Origin of the sequence: uncultured Thioclava sp. (genome assembly GCF_913064665.1) — a bacterium.
GTDB classification, from domain to species: Bacteria; Pseudomonadota; Alphaproteobacteria; order Rhodobacterales; family Rhodobacteraceae; genus Thioclava; species Thioclava arctica.
Map to the genome: position 1 here is coordinate 30,570 of NZ_CAJYBT010000018.1, position 25,684 is coordinate 56,253.

Sequence of the window (25,684 nt, forward strand, 5' to 3'; positions counted from 1 at the left end):
CTTGGGCGCAGGGTCACACCTGCGCCTAGTGAATATCCCAATCGTCGGCGTTGGCACAGGCACCCATCGCCAGCCAATCCGAACGCACCCGCGCCACACGGGTATCCCCCCAGGTACGAAACACGATCACGAACCCCTCGGGGGTGACCATCTCGGTGGAAATATCCATTCGGCCATTGTGTTTTTGATCAATGTCCCACATCGACAGCGCGACATGCACCAGCGGCTTGGCTGAGAAAGCCTCGGCAAAACTGACCAATTTGCGCAGTTCGCGCGGGCCATCGCCCGTCCACATCGCGCCACCATCCTGATAATCGGAAAACAACACGATGGAGCCTTGCTGCATCCCCATGCGATGGCTTTCGACCGTGATCATGGTGACTGACCTCCCTGCCCGATTGCGCGATCTTACGCGGCTCACTGCCCAGAAAAAAGCCCCGGAAAAACCGGGGCTTGTTTCGTGTCTTTTAACCGGCTCACAGCGTCATATGAGTGCCCATGGCTTCCATATCCGCCAGCAATTTGGCGGTGAGATCTGCCACCGACGGGTGAGCCTCTTCGTGCACGCGGCGGGCCTCTGCGATCAGCTTGTCGTGGACTTCACGGGTGAATTCCTCGGCAGGCAACGAGCGTTCGGCCAGTACCGTCACACCCTCGGGGGTGATCTCGGCAAAGCCACCCGTCACGGCGTAGCTGTGCGTTTCCGAGCGGGTCACCAAGGTGAGCCGACCGGGGCGCAGCGTGGTGAGCATCGGCGCGTGGCCGGGCATCACCGTCAGGTCGCCATCCGCGCCCGGCACCATGACCTCGATCGCTTCCTCTTCCGAGGCGAGCTTGCGCTCGGGTGCGACCAGATCGAATTGCATCGTGTCGGCCATAACGCCTCCTTACGCCGCAGCGGCGAGTTTCGCAGCTTTCGCTTTCACATCCTCGATGCCGCCAACCATGTAGAAGGCACCCTCGGGGAGGTGATCGTATTCGCCCGCCACAACCGCCTTGAACGAGCTGATCGTGTCTTCGAGCGGCACCTGAACGCCGTCAGAGCCGGTGAAGACTTTGGCCACGTCGAACGGCTGGCTGAGGAAACGCTGGATTTTCCGGGCACGGGCCACGGTCAGCTTATCCTCTTCGGACAATTCGTCCATCCCGAGGATGGCGATGATGTCTTGCAAAGCCTTGTAGCGCTGCAGGATTTCCTGCACGTCGCGCGCCACGCGGTAATGCTCTTCACCCAAGATCAGCGGGTCCATCAGACGCGAGGTCGAGTCCAGCGGGTCCACAGCCGGGTAGATACCCAGTTCCGAGATCGCGCGGTTGAGAACCGTGGTTGCATCAAGGTGCGCGAAGGTGGTCGCAGGTGCCGGGTCGGTCAAGTCATCCGCAGGCACGTACACGGCCTGGATCGAGGTGATCGAACCGTTCTTGGTCGAGGTGATACGTTCCTGCATCGCGCCCATGTCAGTCGCCAGCGTCGGCTGATAGCCCACAGCCGAAGGAATACGACCCAGAAGTGCGGACATCTCAGAACCTGCCTGCGTGAAGCGGAAGATGTTGTCGACAAAGAACAAAACGTCGGTGCCGGTTGCGTCGCGGAACTGCTCGGCCAAGGTCAGGCCGGTCAGCGCAATACGCGCACGCGCGCCCGGAGGCTCGTTCATCTGGCCAAAGACCAGTGCGATTTTCGAATCCGGCAGATTGTCGGGGGTCAAAACGCCCGATTCAATCATCTCGTGATACAAATCGTTGCCTTCACGAGTCCGCTCGCCCACACCGGCGAACACGGACAGACCCGAGTGCACCTTTGCGATGTTGTTGATCAGCTCTTGGATCAGAACCGTCTTGCCCACACCGGCACCGCCGAAGAGGCCAATTTTACCGCCCTTGGAGTAAGGCGCGAGCAGGTCGATCACCTTGATGCCGGTGACGAGGATCTGCGCCTCGGTCGCCTGATCCGCAAAGTCGGGTGCGGGGGCGTGGATCGGGCGGTACTCGTCAGCCTCGACCGGGCCCTTTTCGTCCACCGGCTCGCCGATGACGTTCAGGATGCGACCCAGCGTCGCCGTGCCAACCGGCACCGAGATCGGGCTGCCGGTGTCTTTCACCGGTGCCCCACGTACGAGGCCTTCGGTGGCGTCCATCGCGATGGTGCGCACCGAGCCTTCGCCCAAGTGCTGCGCGACTTCAAGCACCAGACGCTTGCCGTTGTTGGTTGTTTCCAGCGCGTTGAGGATCGCGGGCAGCTCGCCGTCGAACTGCACGTCCACGACGGCGCCGATGACCTGGGTTACCTTGCCATTGCTTGCCATGATTTTCTCCGGTTCCGTCAGAGCGCCTCAGCGCCCGAAATGATTTCGATGAGTTCCTTGGTGATCGCGGCCTGACGCGTGCGGTTGTATTCGATCGTCAGTTTGTCGATCATTTCGCCCGCATTGCGCGTCGCACTATCCATAGCCGACATCCGCGCACCTTGTTCCGAGGCCGCATTTTCCAGCAGCGCCGTAAAAAGCTGCGTGGCGATCCCGCGCGGCAACAGATCGGCAAGGATCTGCGTTTCGCTGGGCTCGTAATCGTAGTTCACCGAGGGCGTTTCTTCGCCTTCCTCCGGTTCATAGGAGGCAGGGATGATCTGCTTGGCGGTCGGCGTTTGCGAAATCACGCTTTGGAAGACCGAGAAGAAGATCGTCGCAACGTCGAACTCATCCTTGTCAAAGCGTGTCAGCAAATCGCGCGCCACGCCTTGCGCGTCGTCATAGCTCAGGCGTTTGACGTCGCTGAAATCGACGTGACCCACGAAATACTGGCCGTATTCCCGGCGCAGCGAATCGCGACCCTTCTTGCCGACGGTGAGGATTTTCACCTCTTTGCCCTCGGCCAGAAGCTTGGTGGCGTGTTGACGCGCAAGCTTGGCGATGTTGGCGTTGAAGCCACCGCAAAGCCCACGTTCCGCCGTCATCACAACCAGCAGATGCACCTTGTCTGCACCCGTGCCCCCGAGAAGGCGCGGCGCATTGTCCGAACCTTTCACCGAGCCCGCGAGCCCCGCCATCACGGCATGCATCCGTTCGGCATAGGGGCGTGCGGCTTCGGCGGCCTCTTGGGCACGGCGCAGCTTGGCTGCGGCGACCATTTGCATCGCCTTGGTGATCTTCCGCGTGTTCTTGACGCTTCCGATCCTGTTTTTCAGGTCCTTAAGGCTAGGCATATCCCTGTCCTTTCAGGCCAATCACGCGAAGGTCTTGGCGAATTCGTCAATGGCGGCTTTCAGCTTGTCAGCTGCGTCACCCTTGATCTTGGGATCTTCCTGGGTGAGCCAGTCGAGGATGTCTTTGCGCGAATTGCGCAGATAATCCAGCAAGCCCTGCTCAAAACGGCCAACCTGTGCGACCGGGATCGAATCGAGGAACCCGTTCGTGCTTGCAAAGATCACAGACACGATCTCGGCGTTGGTCAGCGGCGAATATTGCGGCTGCTTCATCATCTCGGTCAGGCGTGCGCCCCGGTTCAGAAGCTTTTGCGTTGCCGCATCCAGATCCGAGCCAAACTGTGCAAACGCCGCCATCTCGCGATACTGAGCCAGTTCCAGTTTCACCGGACCCGCCACCGTTTTCATCGAGTTGGTCTGCGCCGAAGAGCCAACGCGCGACACCGACAGACCGGTGTTCACGGCGGGACGGATCCCTTGGTAGAACAGCTCGGTTTCGAGGAAGATCTGACCGTCGGTGATCGAGATCACGTTGGTCGGAATAAACGCCGACACGTCGCCGCCCTGAGTTTCGATGATCGGAAGCGCGGTCAGCGAGCCCGAGCCGAAATCTTCGTTCAGCTTGGCCGAACGCTCGAGCAGGCGAGAGTGCAGATAGAACACGTCACCCGGATAAGCTTCGCGGCCCGGCGGGCGACGCAGCAAGAGCGACATTTGGCGATAGGCCACAGCCTGCTTGGACAGATCGTCATAGATGATCAGCGCGTGCATGCCGTTATCGCGGAAATATTCCGCCATCGCGGTCGCGGTATAGGGCGCGAGATATTGCATCGGCGCGGGGTCGGATGCGGTTGCGGCGATGATCGTGGTATATTCGATCGCACCGGTTTCTTCGAGCTTTTTGACAAGCTGCGCCACGGTCGAGCGTTTCTGACCGATCGCGACATAGAAGCAATGCATCTTATTGTCGGGCGAGGCGTCGTTATACGATTTCTGGTTCAGGATCGTATCGAGCGCGATCGCGGTTTTACCGGTCTGACGGTCACCGATGATCAATTCGCGCTGGCCACGCCCGATCGGGATCATGGCGTCGACCGATTTAAGGCCGGTTGCCATCGGTTCGTGAACCGATTTCCGCGGGATGATGCCCGGTGCTTTGACGTCGGCCACACGGCGCTCGGTGCTCTCAATGGCGCCTTTGCCGTCGATTGCATTGCCCAGACCGTCCACGACGCGACCCAGCAGACCTTTGCCAACCGGCACGTCCACGATCGAGTTCGTGCGTTTGACCACATCGCCTTCTTTGATGTCTTGGTCAGAGCCGAAGATCACGACGCCGACATTGTCGGATTCGAGGTTCAGCGCCATCCCGCGGATACCACCGGGGAATTCGACCATTTCACCGGCCTGTACGTTATCGAGACCGTAGACGCGCGCAATACCGTCACCAACCGACAGCACACGACCGACTTCGGCCACTTGGGCGTCTTGCCCGAAATTCTTGATCTGGTCCTTGAGGATCGCAGAAATCTCAGCTGCTTGGATGCCCATTTATCCGACCTCTTTCATGGCGTTCTTGAGAGTAGCGAGCTTTGCGCGGATCGACGTGTCGATCATGCGCGAACCCAATTTTACAATCATACCACCGATGAGGCTTTCATCGACAGCGGTGTCCAGTTTAACGGTTTTACCCGTTTGCTTTTTCAGCGTTTCAGCCAGTTTCTTGGCCTGTGCAGCAGAAAGTTCCGAGGCCGAGGTGACCTCGGCCGTTACTTCGCCTTTTTCGTCAGCGATCAGATTGCTCAACGCGCTCAGCAAATGGGGCAACGTGAACAGGCGACGCTTGGCCGCCATCAGTTGCAGCCCGTTGCTCATGGCACTGGACAAGCCCATCTTGCTTGCCAGCGCTGCGACGGCATTCATCTGCTCATCGCGCGTATAGACCGGCGAAACGGCCACATCGCGCAGATCAGCAGAGCTTGCGAGCGCCTCACGCAAAGCCGCGACATCACCCTCAAGGGCTTTGATGCCTTTCGCCTCACGCGAGAGTTCAAAAATTGCAATCGCGTAGCGCCCCGCGATGCTTGCGGAAATCGAAGCTGGTTCGGACACGTCCACCCTTCCGATGCTTGTTGCCCCCGTTCCGCGCCCAACGGGCCCGGCGGGAGGTCTCCCCCGGCACAAGAAACTCGTCTTTTGTGCCACATATCGGAGAGGTGAGTAGCAGAGCAATTCCCCCCTCGCAACCATCTTGAACACCAGAATGTGAGCGAAAGACCGCATTTTGCCCTTCGTCGCGATAAGGTGACAGTGCGTGGGTTCAAATGACGGCGCTAACACAAAGAATTACACGGTTTGACCGAATCCGCAGCAGATCTTCTCACTAGGGTGATTCACCCCCGCTACCGCCGGGAAAATCGTCGGAATCGGACCCGATTGCAGGCGTGAGGTCTTGTGCACGTCGCGGGGCGCTTTCATATGCCCCACCATTTCACCATGACAAGCCCCCCGGCGAAGCGCGCTTAAATCGGCTTGGAGACCGGCTTTACCGCGCCCTCTAAAATCGACAGCGGGCGGCGCACGCGCGCGCCCAAGCCGCTATCATGGCGCGCATGGACCTGCTTGGAGACCTCAAGCACGATCACCCCCGCCGCCAGCACGCCTGACACTTTGGTGCCCACCCGCTCCCACATCGCCGCCGAGCGCAGCCAGAAGCGGCGATGGCTGGGCGGAATATAAAGCGCTGCGGTTTGGCGTTCCGGCACAAAACCCGAGCGGCGCGCCAATTGATCAAGCTGACCTGCGGTGAACGGTTTGCCAAAGCCGAAGGGCGTCGATTCGCTTGGGGCCCAAAGACCGGCGCGATTGGGCGCGATAAACAGCGCGCGCCCCCCCGGCCCCAGCACGCGCCAGCACTCCGCCATCAACGCCTCGGTATTATCCGAGGTTTCCAGCCCATGCATCACGATCAGCCGATCCACCCGCCCGGTTTCGATCGGCCAGCGGGTTTCTTCGCACAGCACCGACACATTGGGCTGCCCCGCAGGCCAAGGCATCACGCCCTGCGCCGCAGGCATCAGCGCAATCACCCGGCGCGCGGGTTCCAGATAGGGACGCAGCAGCGGTGCGGCAAACCCGTATCCCGCCACCGTCTGCCCGCCCATGGCAGGGCCGGTGGCAGGCCACATCGCCAGCACCTTGTCGCGGATCGCGCGTTGGGCAGCGCGTCCAAGTTGCGTCCGGTAATAGAAATTCCGCAGGTCGAGCACGTCGAGATGCATTGCGTGTCGGTCCTCCTTTGGCTTAGCTATGTTACAAGATACTCAAAGCGGTAGAAAACGCCATGTCCGTCGAATTGCTCATCGTGCCCTGTCTCGCCGATAACTACGCCTATATCGTGCATGAGGCCGCGACCGATACCACAACCGTGATCGACGTCCCCGAGGCCCCGCCGGTCCTCAAGGCGCTGACGGAGCGTGGCTGGAAAGCAAATCTGATTTTGCTCACGCATCATCACGCCGATCACATTGATGGTGTGCAGGCCCTCGCAGGGGCCACCGGGGCGAAGGTTCTTGGGGCCGCCGCCGATGCCCATCGCCTGCCGCGTCTGGCCCAAGCGCTGCAACCCGGCGAGATGATCCCGATCGGAATGGAAAAGGTCGAGGTGATGGATGCGCCCGGTCACACCGTTGGCCATCTCGCCTATTACTTCCCCGAGGCGGGGCTGCTGTTTTCGGGTGATAGCCTAATGAGCTGGGGCTGTGGGCGGTTATTTGAAGGCTCGGCGGCACAGATGTTTGAGACCTTGCAGCGCTTTTGCGAGCTGCCCGATGAGACGCTGGTTTGCTCGGGGCATGAATATACCGAGGCGAACGGCCGCTTTGCCCTTAGTCTTGAGCCCAACAATCCCAACCTGCTGGCGCGCATGGCCGAGGTGCGCGAGGCCCGCGCCCAGATGCGCCCTACCCTGCCCGTCGAATTGGGTCTTGAGAAAGTCACCAACCCGTTCCTGCGCGGCGATGACCCAAAACTGCGCGCGGCTCTTGGCTTGCCCGCCAACGGCACCGCGCTTGAGGCCTTTACCGAGGCGCGCGCGCGCAAGGACCGGTTCTAAGGCTCGGGCGACACGCCCAAGCCGTCAGATCATCCTGCGATCAGATCAGGCGCTTAGTTCGTGCGCGGTGATCTGGTAGACGAACGCCTCGGGATCCAGCGAATCTTGGCGTTTTCCGTCAATTTCAGCCTGCGGATACATCAGATAGGGCAGCATCGGATTGCGTGAGCCCGGCAGCGTCACGTCATGGGCGTAGTTATAGGCGACCCAGTTGCCCTCCCACGACCCGAACAGCGCGCGCCGCACATCGACCACCTTGGGGTTATCAAGCGCCAGATGTCCCGCGCCCTCTTGCAACATGACCTTGCGCACATCGGCGGGGTCCACCGCGACCCAACCAAAGCCCGTGAGGAACACTTCGGCCCGGCAATGCTGCGCCTTGCTGATATCGGGGGAATTCGCGCCAAGGCTTTTGTAGCCGAATTTCGAGGGTGCTACGCGAATGCCGTAAACATCGCGCGCCGGCAGCCCCGCCGCGCGCGCCAGCCCAACATACAGCGCGTTAAGATCGGCGCATTTCCCGCTCAGATCGCCCATCGCCAGCATCGAGGCCACATCGCCCAAGCCACAACCGGGTGTCTTGGGATTGCGCACGGTATTCTCGACGATCCACTCGTAGATGCGGCGAGCGCGGTCCAGATCGGACGTAGCGCCCTTGGTGATCTGATCGGAGGTCTGTTTCACCAACCCATCGGTCGGGATCAGATGCGTCGGCGCGGTGTAGCGCGCGTGGTCCTGCGTGCTGAGCGCCGGAACGTTGCAGGGGGCGGACAGGTCCACCGCGCGATTCTGCGTCGCGGCGATCGTGCTGAGTTCAAGCGTATGCGCCTCGTTGCCACCCTTCCAGATCGCATGCACAAAGCTTTCGCCCTTGATGGGGTCGGTCTGCACGCTGGCGCTATCGGCGTTTCCCGTCCAGCTGATCGCGCCCGGCTTCATCCAATCCGCAGCGGTGACCGAAGGCACGGGCAGCCAGAGTTGCGCGCCCGTCTCGCTGGCAGGCAGCGTGACGCGGGTGCGCAATTCAAAATGACGCCAGCCATCGGGTTTGGGCGTAAACCCCGCGCGCGCGATGGTTGGCAGCATCGCGCCAAGCGCAGAGGCCGAGCCGATCTTCATAAGGGTGCGTCTGGTGATCTGCATGGCTGCGCTCCGTTTTTTCTGGCCCGTCTGTAGGCTTGAGCACGCGCAAGAGCAAGGCCGCCAGAGCCTCGCCCTCCCCAGCGCCCAATTGCGCGCCCTGCTTGCATCCAACGCCAGTAGCGGCGATATGTATCACGCCCGTTCACAAGTCCAGTTCGCATGCCCCTCCCTGTTTTATCCCAAGAAATTCGCCGCCAAATCCGCCGTTTCGGCCCCTCGATGGGGCGCCGACCGGGGATTGATATTCTGCGTGGCGCAATCGGCGCGGGTCTTGCGATTTTCCTTGTGACCTTCGTCGTCGACACCCTGCCCCATTCGCGTCAGGCGGGCATTTATCTGGTCTCATCCTTCGCCTCGACAGCGGTGCTATTATTCGTGCTGCCCAATTCGCCGCTTGCGCAGCCTTGGGCCTCGATGATGGGAATGCTGATTTCTGCCGTGGTGCCGATCTTGGTGTTGCAGATGATCCCGCCCCCCTATGCCGACGGGCTGGCCGTGGCGGCTGCGATTGCGACGATGATGGCGGCGCGCGCGTTGCATCCGCCTGCTGCGGGGATCGCGCTGTTGGTGGTGCTCGAACATGAGGCGGGGCGTCATCTGGGACTAGAGTTTGCGATCTTTCCCATCGCCACGCTGACAGGGGTGCTGATCGTCTTCGCGATGATCTACAATCGCCTCTTCGGCATTTCCTACCCGACCCGACCGCTTTCGTCGACTTCAGATCAGAACATGCGCACGCGTGGCCCTGCCCGCACGCTGAGCCAGCGCGACCTGGCCGATCTGCTTGTCGAGTTCAATCATTCCGCCAACCTCGCCCCGGCCGATCTGGCGCGGTTGATGGCGGCTGCTGAACACCGCGCCGCCGAGGCGTTGCTTGCGGGCACTCGGGTGCGCGATATCATGACGCACAACCCCGTCACCGTGACCCCCGAGGCCCCGCTAAGCGAGATCGTGCGCAAGATGACCACCCTCAATGTGCACACGTTGCCGGTGGTCGATAGCCTTGGCTATTATCTGGGCCTCGTCGATCAGCATGACGCGCTTGATGAGCTGTTCAAGGAATTCGACCTGCTGCGCCGCCCGTTCCGCTTTCGCGCCGCCCCGCCCGAAGCCGAGGCGCGCGCGATCTTTCACACCGAAGTGCAAACCGTCGAGGGCGACACCCCCGTGGGCACCCTGCTCGAGCGGCTGGCACGGCGCGAGGCCCGCGTGGTGCCTGTCACCGAAGCGGGCCATCTGAAAGGCATCCTGACGCGCACCGACATCATGACCCTGCTGCTCAAACACTCTCCCGCCGCGCCCCATGACGACGCTATCGGGGATGCCGCCGCAATCGACACCGTCCCGAGCGAGCCAAACGTGGCACCACCCCAAGCGCCCGAGCCCGAGCGGCGCCAAACAGAAATCTAGCAAGCGCACGCCGAGTCGCCCAAGGTTTGTGCATGGCTCTTGAAACATAGCCGCCTCTCCCCCATTTCGTCTGGGTAACCCACAAACCCCCAAGATATTGCGCACGCTCCGTGCGCCAGCGCACCATCGCCGCGCGAAAGCGGCTGTTTTTATAGCGCATTTCGTATCGATGGCGTTTTTTGGGCACAAAAGACTTGAAGCGCGGCCAAATCCACCGAACTTTAACTATATGAGGCCAGGATAAGTGGAGGGTTCGCCCGCGCCGCATCCGCAGGATAAGGAGCAGAACATGCCATCGTTTTCCAACACGCTCGAACAGGCGATTCATGGCGCACTTGCGCTGGCGAATGCCCGGCGCCACGAATTGGCCACGCTGGAGCATCTCTTGCTCGCGCTGATCGACGAACCTGACGCGGCGCGCGTGATGACCGCCTGTGCCGTCGATATTGATGAATTGCGCCAGACCTTGGTGGAGTTCATCGACGAAGAACTGTCCACCTTGGAGACCGAGGTTGAGGGCTCTGAAGCGGTGCCCACTGCCGCTTTCCAACGCGTGATTCAGCGCGCTGCGATCCATGTGCAATCCTCGGGGCGCTCGGAAGTGACGGGGGCCAATGTGCTGGTCGCGATCTTTGCCGAACGCGAAAGCAATGCCGCCTATTTCCTGCAAGAACAGGATATGACGCGCTATGATGCGGTGAATTTCATCGCCCATGGCGTTGCCAAGGACCCCGAATTTGGCGAGGCCCGCCCGGTGACGGGGGCCGAGGAAGAACAGAAAGCCGAGGGGGCCGCGCAGCCCGGCGAAGCCAAGGAATCGGCGCTCGATAAGTATTGCGTCAACCTCAACGTCAAATCCGAAAAGGGCGATGTCGACCCGCTGATCGGGCGCGAACAAGAGGTTGAGCGTTGCATTCAAGTGCTGTGCCGTCGCCGCAAGAACAACCCGCTTCTGGTGGGCGATCCCGGCGTGGGTAAAACCGCGATTGCCGAGGGGCTTGCGCTTAAGATCACGCGCGGCGAAACGCCGGAAATCTTGTCGAAATCCACGATCTATTCGCTGGATATGGGCGCGCTTCTGGCAGGCACGCGCTATCGCGGGGATTTCGAGGAACGTCTGAAGGCTGTCGTCAAAGAGCTGGAAGAGCACAAAGATGCGATCTTGTTCATCGACGAGATCCATACCGTGATCGGTGCCGGTGCCACGAGTGGCGGGGCGATGGATGCCTCCAACTTGCTCAAACCCGCTTTGGCGGGCGGCAAGCTGCGCACGATGGGCTCCACCACCTATAAAGAGTTCCGCCAGCATTTCGAAAAAGACCGCGCGCTGTCGCGTCGCTTCCAGAAGATCGACGTGAATGAGCCCTCGGTGCCCGATTCCATCAAGATCCTGATGGGGTTGAAGCCCTATTTCGAAAAGCACCACGATATTCGCTACACCAATGATGCGATCAAAGTGGCTGTTGAATTGGCGGCGCGTTATGTCCATGACCGAAAATTGCCGGACAAGGCGATCGACGTAATCGACGAGGCGGGCGCGGCCCAGCACCTGCTGGCCGAAAGCAAAAAACGCAAAACCATCGGCCCGAAAGAGATCGAGGCCGTGGTCGCAAAAATTGCGCGAATCCCGGCGAAATCGGTCACCAAAAGCGATGCAGAAGTGCTGCGCGATCTTGAGAAAACGCTCAAACGGGTGGTGTTTGGCCAAGACAAGGCGATTGAGACGTTGGCCTCGGCGATCAAACTGGCGCGGGCTGGCCTGCGCGAGCCTGAAAAGCCGATTGGCAACTACCTGTTTGCAGGCCCCACGGGCGTCGGCAAAACCGAGGTTGCCAACCAGTTGGCCGACAGTCTGGGCGTGGAGCTCTTGCGGTTCGACATGTCGGAATACATGGAGAAACACGCCGTCTCACGCTTGATCGGCGCACCTCCGGGCTATGTCGGGTTTGATCAGGGCGGGATGCTGACGGATGGGGTCGATCAACATCCCCATTGCGTGCTGTTGCTCGACGAAATGGAAAAGGCGCATCCGGATGTCTATAACATCCTGCTGCAGGTGATGGATCACGGCAAACTCACCGACCATAACGGTCGCACGGTGGATTTCCGCAATGTGATCTTGATCATGACCTCGAATGCGGGGGCCTCGGACATGGCGAAGGCTGCGATCGGCTTTGGCCGCGACCGCCGCGAGGGTGAGGATACCGCCGCAATCGAGCGCACCTTTACGCCCGAATTCCGCAACCGACTGGATGCGGTGGTCAGCTTTGCACCGCTGTCGCGCGATGTGATCTTGAAGGTGGTGGACAAGTTCGTCCTGCAGCTTGAAGCCCAGTTGATTGATCGCAATGTGCATATTGAACTGACGCCGCAAGCCGCCAGTTGGCTGGCCGAAAAGGGCTATGACGACAAGATGGGCGCGCGCCCATTGGGCCGCGTCATTCAAGAGCATATCAAAAAGCCGCTCGCGGAAGAATTGCTGTTCGGCAAACTGACCAAGGGCGGCCTGGCCAAGGTCTCCGTCAAAGACGACGATCTTGTGATCACTGTCGAAGAACCTGGCAAAAAGCGGATCTCGGGTGCGAAACCACCCTTGTTGACAGCCGAATAAGCACGCGTGCTACGCGCCGCTTTGATAAGCCTCCTCGTCCCGGCCTTGCCCTGCATGGCCGGGACGATTTCTTTACAGCAACCGATCGACTGCACGCTCGGACAAAGCTGCTACATTCAGAATTATGTTGATCGCGATCCCGGCCCCGGAGCCGGGGATGTCGGCTGCGGACATCTGACCTATGACGGGCATAAGGGCACCGATTTTGCCCTGCCCAATGAGGCCGCAATGCTAGCGGGAGTGCAGGTGCTGGCAGCGACCTCCGGCAGGGTCAAGGCGATCCGCGATGGTGAACCCGACCGCGCCTTCGTCAACGGCGCTTCGGTTGCGGGCAAGGATTGCGGCAACGGAATTTTGGTTGAGATCGGCGATGGCTGGGAGACCCAGTATTGCCATATGCGCGATGGCTCTATCGCGGTCAAACCGGGCGCTCAGATCACGGCGGGCGAGGTTTTGGGCCTTGTGGGACAATCGGGCAAGGCCGAGTTCCCCCATCTCCACCTCTCGCTGCGCCATAATGGCAAGATCATCGACCCGTTTGACCCGGATATGGCGCAAACGTGCGCCCACAACATTGCGCAACAAGAGCTATGGGCCAAGCCCATTCCCTACACCTCCTCGGGGCTGTTGCAGCTTGGACTGGCCGATACGCCACCGCGATATGAGGCGATCAAATCGGGGATCGCCCCCGTTGCATCGCTGCCAAGAGACGGAGCAGCATTGGTTGTCTGGGTCTATGGGTTTGGCGCACAGGCGGGCGATACAATCACGCTTCGCCTACAAGGGCCCGACGGCTTTCACTTTGCCCATGACAGCACGATGACAAAGCCCAAAGCGTTGTTTTTCCAGTTTGCGGGCAAGAAAACACCGCCCGGCGGATGGCCTCCCGGACCCTATCAAGGCACGGTCACGCTGCGACGCGACGGCGCTGTAATCGCGCAGCGCAGCCAAACCATCACGCTGGGGCGCTAACGCCCCCCGCTTAGGGAATGGGCGCTGCAGGCCCCGGCTGACCAGACGGTTTTTCCGCGTCCTTGGCGCGCGCAACGCTTTCCTCTTCCAGCGTCTTTGCGGGCAATAGCGAAAAAATCCGCGCTCCCGTCTCGGCCTTCATGGCCTCGGGGTCGGTGACAAAGCGCAACTCTCCCTTGGCCGACACCACCAGAACCGGGGCCGCATCAGGGCGTTTTTTACGCCAATCCGACAAGGCGTATTCCTCAGTGATGCGGGTGGTACGAAAGACCCAGCCTTCCGCGAGCAGCGTCTCCCACCCCTCCAGCGTGCGCCCGGCCCCAAAGCGCCGCCCGCCAAGCTGTGTCGGCAGCGCGTGACGTTCGCGATCATCCTTCAGGCGCGGCACTTGCCACACCTTGTCGCGCCCCAGTTCCGGGGCCAGATCGGTCGCCACCAGCGTGTTATAGGCGTCATTATCGGTCGCGGCGAGCAGCGTGGAATAGGACATCAACTCAACCGAATCTTCAGCCGCCTCGCCCAGAATATCGCCGTAAAACGTCTTGACCCCCGAAGCGCGCGCGCGGATCAGATGGGCGTGGTTGGGATCGGTGATCAGCACCGGAATCTCGGCCTTCATCAGAACCTGCGCCAACGCGGTGGTAAAGCGCGATCCCCCGACGATCAGCAGCCCCGGCTTGTCGGTATTGGCCAGACCAAGCTTGCGCGCCAAGGGCGCCAGCGTGAAGCCATGCACGATCACCGTGACCAGCACCAACACAAAGGCCAGCGGCCCGATGCGCGCGCCATCCGCCACCCCCAGATCGGCGAGCCGTTGCCCGAACAGCCCCGCCACCGCGACCAGCACCACACCGCGCGGCCCGGTCAGCGCAATCAGCAGCCGTTCATTGCGCGCCAACCCCGTCCCGATCAAGGAAATCAGGACCGTCAAGGGCCGCGCCACCAGCACCACAAGCGCCACAAACAGCGCCGCATGCCAATCCAGCGCGGCTAGTTGGTCGACCTGAATATTGGCCGCCAGCAAGATGAACACGCCCGAGACCAGCAGCACGGTCGCATGTTCCTTGAAGCGGCGCAGTTCCTCGTAAGAGGGCAAATCGGCATTGCCAATCACCAGCCCCATCACCGTCACCGCCAACAACCCGCTTTCATGCAGCATCGAATTGGTCACCGCATAGGTCGCCAAAAGGGTTGCGAACAGCACTGGCACTTTCATGAATTCGGGCACTTTTCCGCGCCGGAAGGTCCAGGCAATCGCGTAGCCGACAAGCCCGCCAACTGCCCCGGCAAAAACGATGCCCAAAATGAGATGCCAGATCGCCTCGCCCATCGACAGATTCGAGCGCAGCGTCACCACCACCTCAAAGGCAAGCACGGCGGCCAGCGCCCCGATTGGGTCGTTGACGATGGCCTCCCATTGCAACAGCCGCGCGGGGCGACGCGCCAATTTCGCGGTTCGCAGCAAGGGCGCGATCACGGTCGGGCCAGTCACCACCATGATGCCGCCAAAGACCGAGGCCGCCTCCCAGCTTAGCCCCGCGCCGTAAACCAGCGCCAGCGTTGACAAAAGCCAGCCCAGCGGTGCGCCGATAAAGACCAGCCGCGCGACGCCGGATCTAGCATCACCCAGCCGATGCAGATCGAGCGTGAAACCGCCCTCGAACAGGATCACCGCCACCGCAAGCGCGATCAACGGCCCCAGAAGATCGCCAAATTCGAGGCTCGGGTTCAACAGCCCCGTCGCCGGCCCCACGATCAGACCAGCCGCGAGCATGAGAACGATAGCGGGCAGCCGCAGCCGCCACGCAAGCCATTGCGCCCCAACGCCAAACACCCCGACAAGCCCGAAGGCCATGACCGGACCAAGCCCCACCGTTTCTGCAACTGCCATACTTGTCCCTCAAACAATGCGGCCCAATTCAGATACGGGCCAAACCCACTCCAAAAGGTCAGGTTCCCGCATGTTATGCAAGAGGCGATAAACGGCCATGGCGCGCGCAAAGATTGACCTTTGCACCGCAATCAGTTAGGGGATTTTCAGCCTCGCAATCCGGCGAGGTCAGGTCAGGGCGCCCAATTTCCGTTGCGCCCTCATGTGTGCGCCGCCCGATGCGGCAGCCACCGGACGTAATCAGGAAACTTAAGGACGACGATGACGAAATTCTCTGATCTTAAACTGGACCCCAAGGTTCTGTCTGCTGTTGCCGATGCGGGCTATGAAACGCCCACGCCGATTCAGGCCGATGCAATCCCGCCCGCGCTTGAGGGCAAGGATGTGCTGGGCATCGCGCAGACCGGCACTGGCAAGACAGCAAGCTTCACGCTGCCGATGCTGACGCTGCTGCGCCGGGGTCGCGCACGTGCGCGCATGCCGCGCAGCCTCGTGCTGTGCCCGACGCGCGAACTGGCCGCGCAGGTCGCTGAAAACTTCGATCTTTACGCCAAGAACACCAAACTCACCCGCGCACTGCTGATCGGCGGCGTCAGCTTTGGTGAGCAAGACAAGCTGATCGACAAGGGCGTCGATGTGCTGATTGCAACGCCCGGCCGCCTGCTCGATCATTTCGAACGTGGCAAGCTGATCCTGACCGATGTGAAAATCATGGTCGTGGACGAGGCCGACCGGATGCTCGATATGGGCTTTATCCCCGATATCGAACGCATTTTCCAACTGACGCCCTTCACCCGCCAAACGCTGTTCTTCTCCGCCACGATGGCCCCCGAGATTGAGCGCATCACCAACACCTTCCTGCACGCCCCGGTGCGCATCGAGGTAGCCCGTCAGGCGACGACGGGGGTGAATATCACCCAGAAACTGGTGCAAATCACGCCCGAGCGGCGCGACCAGACGGCAAAGACCAAGCGCGAGTTGCTGCGCGCGCTGATTGAGGCCGAGGGCGAGGCCTGCACCAACGCGATCATCTTCTGCAACCGCAAGGTCGATGTCGATATCGTCGCGAAAAGCCTGCAGAAATACGGGTTTGATGCGGCCCCGATCCATGGCGATCTGGAACAGAGCCAACGCACGCGCACGCTGGAATCGTTCCGCGATGGCGGGTTGAAACTGCTGATTGCCTCGGATGTGGCCGCGCGCGGTCTGGATATTCCCGCCGTCAGCCATGTGTTCAACTACGATCTGCCGATGCATGCCGAGGATTACGTTCACCGCATCGGGCGCACCGGGCGCGCCGGGCGCAAGGGCGCGGCGATCTCGATCGCGACGCCCTCGGATGACAAGTATCTTCATGGCATCGAAAGCCTGATCGAGACGGAAATTCCGCGCGCTGTGCCGCCCGAGGGGTTCGAGCTGTCCGAAGGGGCCAAAACCGCGCCGCAAAAGCGCGATGATGCCAAAGGCGGTCGCGGCCGTGGCGGTCGCACGCGCGAAACGGGCACCCGCGAGGGCGGCGCTCGGTCAAACCGTGGCCCGCGCCCGGCGCGCGATCATAACAAGTCCGATCAACAGGGCGATTCGGCCGCGACAACCCCGATTGTGCAAACTCCGGTGGCCGAAACGGCCCCTGCCCCCGAGCCTGTCGCAGTTCCTGCGCCCGCTCCGGTGCAAGCTGTCGCTGCCAAGTCCGAGCCCAGCACCAACCACGAGCGTGATGACACGCGCCGCGCGCGCGGTGGCCGCAATCGGCGCGAGTCGGAGCGTGGTGGTTCGGTCGTCGGGATGGGCGATCATATGCCCGACTTCCTGACCCGCTCGTTCCGCACCAGCAAACCTGACACGGAAAGCGAAGTGGAAACCGAGGATAGCGCGGACAGCTAAGCTACGTTTCTTGAATAGCAAAACCCGCCAGAGTTTCCTCTGGCGGGTTTTTTCATGCCCACAGCGAGGGGCGGCGCAATCGCCGCCCTGCCCGGTTTTTCGCCTTGGCCTATTCGTCGACCAAGCGCGAGGTCACCACGATCACCTCGGGCTTTTTGCCGATCTCTTCCATCGAGACCTGACGCGCGATACGGCGCAGCGCCTCATCCATCTTCTCGTCATTCGACAGCACTTTTGCCGGAGCACGGTTGAGGAAATCCGACATCTCATCTTCGATCTGATCAATCAAAATGGCACCGCCGCGACCCTGCTTGGGCAGACCCATCGTCTGTACCCAAGGATCACCAAGCGGTTGATCCTGTTCGTCCAGAATCACCGTGACCAGAACCAGACCGTTCAGCGCCATGCGAATCCGCCCGCGCACCACACCGTCCATCGCGCCAATTTTGACCGAACCATCAATATAAGTCCGCCCGGCCTCGATATATTCGACCACTTTGGGCACCGTGCCCGTCAGATCGATCATCGAGCCATTGGTGGCCACTTCCGAGGCAATCCCCTTGGCTTGCGCGATCTTGGCATGTTCGCGCAGGTGGCGGTGCTCACCATGCATCGGGATCAGGATTTTCGGGCGCAGCAGGTCATGCACCGCCTCAAGATCGGGGCGGTTGGCGTGGCCCGAGACGTGATACAGCCCGTCATGATCGTCGATCACATCCACGCCCATCTCGGAATAGGCGTTCATGATGCGGATCACGCCGCGCTCATTGCCCGGAATGGTTTTGGACGAAAACAGAAAGCTGTCGCCCTCTTTCATCTCAAGACCCAGATATTTCCCGCGCGAAAGCTGTGCCGAGGCGGCGCGCCGCTCGCCCTGCGAGCCGGTGACGATCAGCATCAGATTGCCACGCGGCACATCCATCGCCTCTTCGGGCGGGATCGTGCCGGGCATCCCCTTGAGCACGCCAGTTTCCTGCGCAGCGCCCACCATGCGTTTCATCGCGCGCCCCAGCAGACAGACCGAGCGCCCCGCCGCAACGCCCGCCTCAGCGAGCGTTTTCAGACGCGCCACGTTTGACGCGAATGTTGTGGCCACAATCATCCCGGTTTGCTCGGCGATCAACTTGGTCAGCGGTTCGGCCAAGGTCGCCTCAGAGCGACCGGGCGCGGGCGAGAACACATTGGTGGAATCGCTCACCAGGACTTTCACGCCCTCACCTTCCTGCGCGATCTCGTGCCACAGGATCGGATCAAAGGGTTCGCCCACGATCGGATTGCCATCCAGCTTGAAATCGCCGGTATGCACGATGCGCCCGGCAGGCGTGTCGATGACCAGCGCCGAACTTTCGGGGATCGAGTGCGACACCGGCACGAATTGCACGGTGAACGGCCCGGCGTCGATGGCATGCGGGCGCGGCTCGACGATCTGGATCGTTTCGGCGGGAATCCCGGCCTCTTCGAGTTTCAGCTGCCCGATGCGGCCCGTGAAGGCGCGCGCAAAGACCGGTTTGCGCAGTTTGTTCCAAACATGGGCCAACGCGCCGATATGGTCTTCATGGGCGTGGGTGATGAAAATCGCCTCGATGCGATCGGCATTGTCCTCAAGCCAAGCCAGATCGGCCATGATCAGATCGACGCCGGGAGAGCTGTCCATATCAGGGAAGGTCACGCCCAGATCGACCACGATCAGCCGTTCTTTCCCCGCCGGCCCATAGCCATAGACGTAGGCATTCATGCCAATTTCGCCGGCACCACCAAGCGGAAGATAGATCAATCGTTCTGTCACGCGGTCAGTCCTTTATTGTAGTCATTCAGCAGGCGAAGGCCATGCATGGTGAGGTCTTCCTCGACCTTGTCGAAAAGATCGAACCCCTGATCAAACAGCGGCGCAAGCCCTCCGGTGGCGATCACCTTCATCGGGCGGTCACGTTCGACCCTTATCTGGCGCACGATACCCTCGACAAGACCAATATAGCCCCAAAACACGCCAGACTGGATACAGGCGACGGTATTTGTCCCGATAACGGCTTGCGGCTTGGAGATATCGACATGGGGTAGTGCTGCAGCGGATTGGTGCAGCGCCTCAAGGCTGAGGTTCACACCGGGCGCAATCACGCCCCCGATATAGGCCCCGTCGCGCGCCACCACGTCAAAGGTCGTCGCCGTGCCGAAATCGACCACGACAATATCGCCGCCGTGGCGATCAAACCCCGCCACCGCATTGACCAGACGGTCGGGGCCAACGGTTGTGCCCTCATCGACGCGCGGGGCCACGGGCAGCGCACATTCGGGTTTGCCCACCACCATCGGGCGACAATCGAAATAGCGATTGCACAGCACACGCAGGTTGAACACCACGCGCGGCACCGTCGAAGAGATGATCGTCTCGGTGATCTTGCCGGTGATCTCATGCAGGCGCATCAGCCCCGAGAGCCAGACGAAATACTCATCCGCCGTGCGTTTGTGATTGGTTTCCATCCGCCAAGTCGAGAGAAACGCGTTCCCGTCCCAGATCGAGAACACCGTGTTGGTATTGCCGCAATCGATACACAGAAGCATACCCGCCCCTTTTCGCACTCAAAAGAAAATATCGGCCGCCGCGATTGCGCGCGTCCCCTGTTGCTCACGCAGGATCAACGCCCCGCTATGATCAATCGTCTCAAAGATACCATGATGGGTTTGGCTGCCCACACGCGCCGTGATCTGCTCGCCCAAGCGCGCGGCGCGCGCCAGCCACGCATTGCGGATCGCGTCGAACCCGTAGTCGCGAAACTGCTGATCGTAGTGATCAAACGCTTGCGCAAGGATCGGCAGGAAGTCTTCGGGCGTCACCTGCATCCCGGTTTGCTGCGCCAGATTGACTGGCTGCATCGCCTCGCGTTCCAGCGTTTCGGGCGCGGGTGTCTGCGCAAGGTTCACGCCAATCCCGATCGCCAACTTGAGCTGCGCGCCCTGCCCCAGCGTCTCCAGCAAAATCCCCGCAATCTTGCCGCCGTCAAGCAGAACATCATTGGGCCATTTGATCGCGAACCGCGCATGGGGGCCTGCGACATGGCTTAGTGCTGCCTCCAGCGCGAGAGCCGCCACAAAGGAATAAAGCGCCGCTTGGGGGAGCCCGCCCTCGGGGCGCATCACGAGCGTGGCCGAGAAATTCCCCTCGGGTGCGCGCCAAGCCCGGCCCCGGCGCCCGCGCGCTGCCGTTTGCACCCGCGCGAAGATCCAGGCCGGACCCGAAAGGCCCGGCGCAAGCCGGGCCGCTTCGTTCATCGTGGAATCGACCGAAGCCAAGGCGTGACGCGCCACGCCCTCGGGCCAGCCCTTGTCCTTAGTTAACAAGGGCCGCCGCAGCAGCCTGCGCCGCACCTTCGATACCAAAGAGGTTGAAGACGCCAAACACCGTCACCAGCGCCGACGCCACCAACAGACCCCATTGCACAGCCGGCATCCGGTGATCGAGCGGCTCGACCTCTTTGCCGAAATACATGAAGTAGATGATGCGGATATAGTAGAACGCCGCCACAACCGAGGTCAGCACCCCCAGCAGCGCAAGCCAGATATAACCGCCCTGAATGGCCGCCGTCAGCACGGCATATTTTGCAAAGAAGCCCAGCATCGGGGGCACGCCCGCAAGGCTGAACAGCAAGATCATCATCGCAAGCGCTTTGGTCGGCTCGCGGCTGGCATACAGGTTGAGCGACTTGATATCGGTCACCGGCTGGCCATCGCGCTCCATCGACAAGATGAAGGCAAACACGCCCACATTCATCGTTACGTAGATCGCCATATAGGTCAGCATCGCCTGCACCCCGAACACGGTGCCAGCGGTCAGGCCAAGCAGGGCAAACCCCATATGGGTGATCGAAGAATAGGCCATCAGGCGCTTGATGTTGCGCTGGCTGATGGCGGCGAAAGAGCCCCAGATCATCGACAGACCTGCGAGAAGACCGATCACTTGGCCCCACTCGCCGGGAACCTGACCGAAGGCGTCAAACATCAGCCGCGCGATCAGCGCCATCGCCGCGACTTTCGGCGCGGTCGAGAAGAACGCGGTCACCGGCGTCGGCGAGCCCTCATAAACATCAGGCGTCCACATGTGGAACGGCACGGCCGAGACCTTGAACGCGAGACCCGCGATCAGGAACACCATGCCAAACAGCAGCCCCATCGGCAGCTGCCCGGCCTTCACCACTTCGATGATGCCCGCGAACTGTGTCGTGCCAGCAAAGCCATAGGTCAGCGAGGCCCCATACAGCAGGATGCCCGAGGACAACGCGCCAAGGACGAAGTATTTCAAACCAGCTTCCGAGCTTTTCTCACTATCGCGGCGCAGGGCGGCGACGATGTAAAGCGCCAGCGATTGCAACTCGAGGCCCATATAAAGCGACATCAGGTTACCCGCCGAGACCATCATCATCATGCCAACAACCGACAGCGTGATCAGGATCGGGAACTCAAAGCGCAGCAAGCCGCGACGCTCCATGTAATCCGCGCTCATCGCGAGGATCAGTGCGGCCGCGATCAGCACCAAGACCTTGGCAAAGCGTGCAAAGGCATCGTCGATGAACAAACCGCCAAACGCCTGATGCGTGCCACTGCCGCCCAGCCCGATCCAAGCCGCAAGTACCAGCATCACAGCGCAGGTGGCCCAAAGCAGCGTGGAGGCCAGCTTATCCTTGCCAAACCAGACCCCGACCAGCAGAGCCGCCATCGCAAAGATGGACAGCAAAAATTCCGGCAGGACGGTAGAGAAATCCGAAGCAGTCATCTCTGGGGCTCCTCAGTGTTCGACCAGGTCGGACAACAGATTGTCCGGCAGGGCTTCGTGATAGTTCTCGACCAGATTGGTCACGGAGGGTCCGATGATATTGGTTACCAGATCGGGATAGATCCCCAAGATCAGGGTCATCGCGACCATCGGCGCAAAGATCCACTTCTCGCGCGTGCTCAGATCGGTGATCGAGCGCAGGCTTTCCTTGATCAGATCGCCAAACACCACCCGACGATAGAGCCATAGCGCATAGGCCGCTGACAAGATCACACCCGTCGTGGCCAGCATCGCCGCCCAAGTATTCACTTGGAACGTCCCCACCAAGATCAGGAATTCCCCGACGAAATTGGCCGTACCCGGCAAGCCGACATTTGCCATGGTGAAGAACATGAAGATCAGCGCATAGGCCGGCATCCGTTTGGCCAAGCCGCCAAAGGCTGCGATCTCGCGGGTGTGCATCCGGTCATAGATCACGCCGACGCACAGGAACAGCGCGCCCGACACAAAGCCGTGGGCCACAACCATCATGATGCCGCCTTCGATACCCTGCTGCGTGCCCGAGAAGATCCCGAGCAGCACAAAGGCCATATGCGCCACTGAGCTATAGGCAATCACCTTTTTCATGTCGTCTTGCACCAGCGCCACGAGCGAGGTGTAGATAATCGCGATCACCGCCAGCCACATCGCCCAGGGGCCCACCACCATGTTGCCCACCGGGAACATCGGCAGCGAAAACCGCAAGAAGCCGTAATCCGCCAGTTTCAACAGCACAGCGGCCAGCACGATCGAACCGGCCGTCGGGGCCTGAACGTGGGCAGCGGGCAACCAGGTGTGCACCGGCCAAAGCGGCATCTTCACTGCGAACGAGATGAAGAACCCCAGCCAAAGCAGCGTTTGCACCCCGCCCGGGATCGTCACACCCAACACATGAAGCGGTGTATAGGGGAACTTGTCGCTCAGCAGGTTGGGCATATCCGTCGTGCCGGTGTGGTAATAGATATAGATAATCGCCACGAGCATGAAGACCGAGCCGAAAAACGTATAAAGGAAGAACTTGAACGCGGCATAGACGCGCTGCTTGCCCCCCCAGATGCCGATGATCAGGAACATCGGGATCAGACAGGCCTCGTAGAACAGATAGAACAGCACCAGATCGAGCGTGACAAACGTGCCGATCATCAGCGTTTCAAGCAACAGGAACGCGATCATGTATTCCTTGACGCGTTTCTTCACATCCCAGCTTGCCAGAATGACCAGCGGCATCATGAACGTGGTCAGCAGCACGAACAGGATCGACAACCCGTCGATGCCCACACGATATTGCAGCCCCATGATCCACTGGTAATGCTCGACGAACTGATAGTCGGTATTGGCGGGCTCAAACCCGGCCAGCAGGAACAGCGAGACAAGGAAAGTCACCGCCGTCGCCGTCAGCGCCAACCATTTGGCGTTGCGGTCCGCTGCCTCATTGCCGCCCCGTTGCACCAGCGCAAGGATCAGCGCAGCAACGGCGGGTATAAAGATGACAATAGAAAGCAGATGTTGCATCAGTTGCTCCCCCCGTTAAGCAAGACCCAGAACATCAGACCAACGATCCCGATCACCATCGCGAAAGCGTAGTGGAACAGATAACCCGATTGCATCCTATTGAGGAACCTCGTGAATGTCGGAACGATCCCCACAGCCACGCCATCAATGACGCGGTCGATAGAGCCTTCGTCCCCTTTCTTCCAGAACGTGTATCCCATCCAAAGCGCGGGGCGCACAAAGATCGCCTCGTAGAGCTCGTCGAAATACCACTTATTGAGCAGGAACCGGTGCAGGGCGGGTTGCGCCTCGGCCAGTCGTTTCGGCAGCGTGGTATCCTTGATATAGAACAGCCATGCCACGAACAGGCCCAACACCATCGCCACAAAGGGCGAGACCTTGACCCAGCTCGGCGCTTCATGCGCCTTCTCGATCACAGCGTTTTCGCCGTGCATGAAGATCGCGCCTTGCGGTGCGACGCCCGGCTGAGAGAGCACCGCCGCCGACGGTCCCATCTCGGGGGAATGCGCGGCATCAGCGGTCACCTCGGCCTCGGCCTGTGCCTCGGTCATCGTGTGGCCCGCACCCTCTGCGGTGGCCGTGCCGTGACCCTCGGCCATTTGCTCAGTGTGAGAGGGCAGACCAAAGAACTTCACCAGCTTGGCATGATCGCCAAAGAACACGTTATACCAGATCATCCCGGCAAAGATCGCCCCCAGCGACAGCACCATCAGCGGCACCGTCATCACCAAGGAACTTTCCTTGGCATGCTCATGCGCGTGATGATCGCCGCGCGGCTTGCCAAAGAAGGTCAGGAAGATCAGGCGCCACGAGTAGAACGAGGTAAACGCAGCCGCGATCACCAGCATCCAGAACCCGTAGCCCGAACTATCGCCCGCCCACACGCTTTCGATGATCGCGTCTTTGGACAGGAACCCGGCAAAGCCGAAATGGGTGAAGGGAAGGCCGACCCCGGTAATCGCCAGCGTGCCCGCAATCATTGCCCAGAAGGTGATCGGCACCTTTTTGCGAAGACCGCCGTAGTTGCGCATGTCTTGCTCGTGATGCATCGCGGTGATGACCGAGCCTGCGGCAAGGAACAACAGCGCCTTGAAGAACGCGTGCGTCAGCAGGTGGAACATCGCAGCCGAATAGACCCCGACCCCGGCAGCGGCAAACATATAGCCCAGCTGGGACATCGTCGAATAGGCGATCACGCGCTTGATGTCGTTTTGCACCAGACCAATCGTGGCCGCGACAAAGGCCGTGGTCGCGCCGATGATCAGGATGAACTCTTTGGCATGGGGAGCGTATTCATAAAGCGGCGACATCCGGCAAACCAGAAACACCCCTGCCGTCACCATGGTCGCGGCGTGGATCAGCGCGGACACAGGCGTCGGGCCTTCCATCGCGTCAGGCAACCATGTGTGCAAGAATAGCTGCGCCGATTTGCCCATCGCCCCGACAAACAGCAAGAAACCGATCAGTTCGACAGCGTTCCATTCGGTCCACAGAAAATGCAACTGGGTCTCGGCCAGCGCGGGGGCTGCGGCGAACACCTCATCCATCTTGAGCGCGCCGGTCATGTAAAACAGCCCGAACATACCCAGCAGAAAGCCGAAATCGCCTACGCGGTTGACGATGAACGCCTTCATCGCTGCCGCATTTGCCGAGGGTTTCTTGTAATAGAACCCGATCAGCAAATACGACGCAACGCCCACGCCTTCCCAGCCAAAGAACATCTGCAACAGGTTATCTGCCGTCACCAGCATCAACATGGTGAAGGTGAAGAACGACAGATAGGCAAAGAAGCGCGCCTTGTAATGCTCGGTGTCGGTCCAGTTCTCGTCATGGGCCATATAGCCCCAGGAATAGAGGTGCACGAGCGAGGAGACGGTGGTCACCACGATCAGCATGATCGCCGTCAGCCGGTCCATCCGGATCGACCAACTGGTGTCAAGCTCACCGGACTGAATCCAATTCATGATGTGGATGTGATGGGTTTGCCCATCGAGTGTCAGGAACACCATCCACGACAAGGCGCAGGCCAGAAACAGCAGCCCCGTGGTGAGAACCATCGCGCCCTTCTCGCCAATCACCCGCCAGCCAAAGCCACCAAGGATCGCACCGACAAGCGGGGAAAAGAGAATAATCGTTTCCAT

The 25,684-nt window shown here is 60.7% G+C and carries 20 protein-coding genes; 5 read left to right on the forward strand and 15 right to left on the reverse strand.

Translation table 11 applies throughout. The annotated features are described in order from the left end of the window. Positions 1-25: 25 nt before the first annotated feature. The 7 genes from QZ571_RS09540 to QZ571_RS09570 form a co-directional block, all read right to left on the reverse strand. A complete protein-coding gene (locus QZ571_RS09540; protein WP_295533842.1) occupies positions 26-376 on the reverse strand; it encodes an H-type lectin domain-containing protein in 351 nt (116 codons plus the stop codon). Positions 377-476: 100 nt separating this feature from the next. Beyond that, positions 477-878 carry a F0F1 ATP synthase subunit epsilon gene (locus tag QZ571_RS09545; protein ID WP_295533844.1) on the reverse strand — a complete coding sequence of 134 codons (402 nt, stop codon included), beginning with the start codon at positions 876-878 and terminating at the stop codon, positions 477-479. 9 nt (positions 879-887) lie between these two features. Continuing rightward, positions 888-2,309 (reverse strand): F0F1 ATP synthase subunit beta, encoded by a 1,422-nt coding sequence (atpD, locus tag QZ571_RS09550; protein WP_295533918.1) that lies wholly within the window; start codon positions 2,307-2,309, stop codon positions 888-890. Positions 2,310-2,323: 14 nt separating this feature from the next. Beyond that, complete coding sequence (locus QZ571_RS09555) at positions 2,324-3,202, reverse strand: F0F1 ATP synthase subunit gamma (RefSeq protein ID WP_295533846.1); 879 nt, start codon at positions 3,200-3,202, stop codon at positions 2,324-2,326. A gap of 21 nt (positions 3,203-3,223) precedes the next feature. Further along, positions 3,224-4,753 carry a F0F1 ATP synthase subunit alpha gene (atpA, locus tag QZ571_RS09560; RefSeq protein WP_295533848.1) on the reverse strand — a complete coding sequence of 510 codons (1,530 nt, stop codon included), beginning with the start codon at positions 4,751-4,753 and terminating at the stop codon, positions 3,224-3,226. Beyond that, positions 4,754-5,314, reverse strand: coding sequence for a F0F1 ATP synthase subunit delta (locus tag QZ571_RS09565; RefSeq protein ID WP_295533850.1), 561 nt, complete (start codon positions 5,312-5,314; stop codon positions 4,754-4,756). 410 nt (positions 5,315-5,724) lie between these two features. Continuing rightward, positions 5,725-6,483: a methyltransferase domain-containing protein gene (locus QZ571_RS09570; protein ID WP_295533852.1), complete on the reverse strand. Its 759-nt coding sequence runs from the start codon at positions 6,481-6,483 to the stop codon at positions 5,725-5,727. A gap of 62 nt (positions 6,484-6,545) precedes the next feature. Between QZ571_RS09570 and gloB the strand changes: the two genes are divergently transcribed. Next, a complete protein-coding gene (gene gloB / locus QZ571_RS09575; protein WP_295533854.1) occupies positions 6,546-7,316 on the forward strand; it encodes a hydroxyacylglutathione hydrolase in 771 nt (256 codons plus the stop codon). Between the two features lie 45 nt (positions 7,317-7,361). Here gloB and QZ571_RS09580 read toward each other — a convergent pair whose 3' ends face one another. Continuing rightward, positions 7,362-8,459, reverse strand: a complete 1,098-nt coding sequence (locus QZ571_RS09580; protein WP_295533856.1) for a transglutaminase-like domain-containing protein — start codon at positions 8,457-8,459, stop codon at positions 7,362-7,364. Between the two features lie 159 nt (positions 8,460-8,618). Between QZ571_RS09580 and QZ571_RS09585 the strand changes: the two genes are divergently transcribed. The 3 genes from QZ571_RS09585 (at position 8,619) to QZ571_RS09595 (ending at position 13,452) form a co-directional block, all read left to right on the forward strand. After that, on the forward strand, positions 8,619-9,869 hold the full coding sequence (locus QZ571_RS09585; RefSeq protein ID WP_295533858.1) for an HPP family protein: 1,251 nt from the start codon (positions 8,619-8,621) through the stop codon (positions 9,867-9,869). 289 nt (positions 9,870-10,158) lie between these two features. Further along, positions 10,159-12,480, forward strand: a complete 2,322-nt coding sequence (gene clpA / locus QZ571_RS09590; RefSeq protein WP_295533860.1) for an ATP-dependent Clp protease ATP-binding subunit ClpA — start codon at positions 10,159-10,161, stop codon at positions 12,478-12,480. Positions 12,481-12,534: 54 nt separating this feature from the next. Next, a complete protein-coding gene (locus QZ571_RS09595; RefSeq protein ID WP_295533862.1) occupies positions 12,535-13,452 on the forward strand; it encodes a M23 family metallopeptidase in 918 nt (305 codons plus the stop codon). Positions 13,453-13,462: 10 nt separating this feature from the next. On the opposite strand, the gene QZ571_RS09600 is transcribed toward QZ571_RS09595, so the two are convergent. Further along, positions 13,463-15,343: a sodium:proton antiporter gene (locus QZ571_RS09600; protein WP_295533864.1), complete on the reverse strand. Its 1,881-nt coding sequence runs from the start codon at positions 15,341-15,343 to the stop codon at positions 13,463-13,465. A gap of 261 nt (positions 15,344-15,604) precedes the next feature. Here QZ571_RS09600 and QZ571_RS09605 point away from each other — a divergent pair, with 261 nt between their 5' ends. Then, entirely contained in the window at positions 15,605-17,227 is a 1,623-nt protein-coding gene (locus QZ571_RS09605) for a DEAD/DEAH box helicase (RefSeq protein ID WP_295533866.1), read from the forward strand. Positions 17,228-17,336: 109 nt separating this feature from the next. On the opposite strand, the gene QZ571_RS09610 is transcribed toward QZ571_RS09605, so the two are convergent. Genes QZ571_RS09610 through nuoL form a run of 6 tightly spaced genes read right to left on the reverse strand, consistent with a single transcriptional unit; the run spans position 17,337 to position 25,684 of the window. Further along, on the reverse strand, positions 17,337-18,962 hold the full coding sequence (locus QZ571_RS09610) for a ribonuclease J (RefSeq protein ID WP_295533920.1): 1,626 nt from the start codon (positions 18,960-18,962) through the stop codon (positions 17,337-17,339). A gap of 47 nt (positions 18,963-19,009) precedes the next feature. After that, positions 19,010-19,786, reverse strand: a complete 777-nt coding sequence (locus tag QZ571_RS09615; RefSeq protein ID WP_295533868.1) for a type III pantothenate kinase — start codon at positions 19,784-19,786, stop codon at positions 19,010-19,012. Positions 19,787-19,804: 18 nt separating this feature from the next. Next, the gene (locus QZ571_RS09620) at positions 19,805-20,563 is read right to left on the reverse strand and encodes a biotin--[acetyl-CoA-carboxylase] ligase (RefSeq protein ID WP_295533870.1); all 759 of its coding nucleotides are present in this window, start codon (positions 20,561-20,563) and stop codon (positions 19,805-19,807) included. After that, a complete protein-coding gene (gene nuoN, locus QZ571_RS09625) occupies positions 20,553-21,992 on the reverse strand; it encodes an NADH-quinone oxidoreductase subunit NuoN (protein ID WP_295533872.1) in 1,440 nt (479 codons plus the stop codon). Before nuoN ends, QZ571_RS09620 begins: the two co-directional genes overlap by 11 nt. 12 nt (positions 21,993-22,004) lie before the next feature. Then, positions 22,005-23,543, reverse strand: a complete 1,539-nt coding sequence (locus QZ571_RS09630; RefSeq protein ID WP_295533874.1) for an NADH-quinone oxidoreductase subunit M — start codon at positions 23,541-23,543, stop codon at positions 22,005-22,007. Then, entirely contained in the window at positions 23,543-25,684 is a 2,142-nt protein-coding gene (gene nuoL, locus QZ571_RS09635; protein WP_295533876.1) for an NADH-quinone oxidoreductase subunit L, read from the reverse strand. Before nuoL ends, QZ571_RS09630 begins: the two co-directional genes overlap by 1 nt.

Coding starts and splice junctions, on each gene's coding strand:
- QZ571_RS09570 (WP_295533852.1), bottom strand. CDS start 6,483: ATGCATCTCGACGTGCTCGACCTGCGGAATTTCTATTACCGGACGCAA.
- QZ571_RS09630 (WP_295533874.1), bottom strand. CDS start 23,543: ATGCAACATCTGCTTTCTATTGTCATCTTTATACCCGCCGTTGCTGCG.
- atpA (WP_295533848.1), bottom strand. CDS start 4,753: ATGGGCATCCAAGCAGCTGAGATTTCTGCGATCCTCAAGGACCAGATC.
- QZ571_RS09580 (WP_295533856.1), bottom strand. CDS start 8,459: ATGCAGATCACCAGACGCACCCTTATGAAGATCGGCTCGGCCTCTGCG.
- QZ571_RS09545 (WP_295533844.1), bottom strand. CDS start 878: ATGGCCGACACGATGCAATTCGATCTGGTCGCACCCGAGCGCAAGCTC.
- clpA (WP_295533860.1), top strand. CDS start 10,159: ATGCCATCGTTTTCCAACACGCTCGAACAGGCGATTCATGGCGCACTT.
- nuoN (WP_295533872.1), bottom strand. CDS start 21,992: ATGACTGCTTCGGATTTCTCTACCGTCCTGCCGGAATTTTTGCTGTCC.
- QZ571_RS09605 (WP_295533866.1), top strand. CDS start 15,605: ATGACGAAATTCTCTGATCTTAAACTGGACCCCAAGGTTCTGTCTGCT.
- gloB (WP_295533854.1), top strand. CDS start 6,546: ATGTCCGTCGAATTGCTCATCGTGCCCTGTCTCGCCGATAACTACGCC.
- QZ571_RS09555 (WP_295533846.1), bottom strand. CDS start 3,202: ATGCCTAGCCTTAAGGACCTGAAAAACAGGATCGGAAGCGTCAAGAAC.
- QZ571_RS09540 (WP_295533842.1), bottom strand. CDS start 376: ATGATCACGGTCGAAAGCCATCGCATGGGGATGCAGCAAGGCTCCATC.
- QZ571_RS09595 (WP_295533862.1), top strand. CDS start 12,535: ATGGCCGGGACGATTTCTTTACAGCAACCGATCGACTGCACGCTCGGA.
- QZ571_RS09600 (WP_295533864.1), bottom strand. CDS start 15,343: ATGGCAGTTGCAGAAACGGTGGGGCTTGGTCCGGTCATGGCCTTCGGG.
- QZ571_RS09610 (WP_295533920.1), bottom strand. CDS start 18,962: ATGAATGCCTACGTCTATGGCTATGGGCCGGCGGGGAAAGAACGGCTG.
- QZ571_RS09585 (WP_295533858.1), top strand. CDS start 8,619: ATGCCCCTCCCTGTTTTATCCCAAGAAATTCGCCGCCAAATCCGCCGT.
- QZ571_RS09615 (WP_295533868.1), bottom strand. CDS start 19,786: ATGCTTCTGTGTATCGATTGCGGCAATACCAACACGGTGTTCTCGATC.
- nuoL (WP_295533876.1), bottom strand. CDS start 25,684: ATGGAAACGATTATTCTCTTTTCCCCGCTTGTCGGTGCGATCCTTGGT.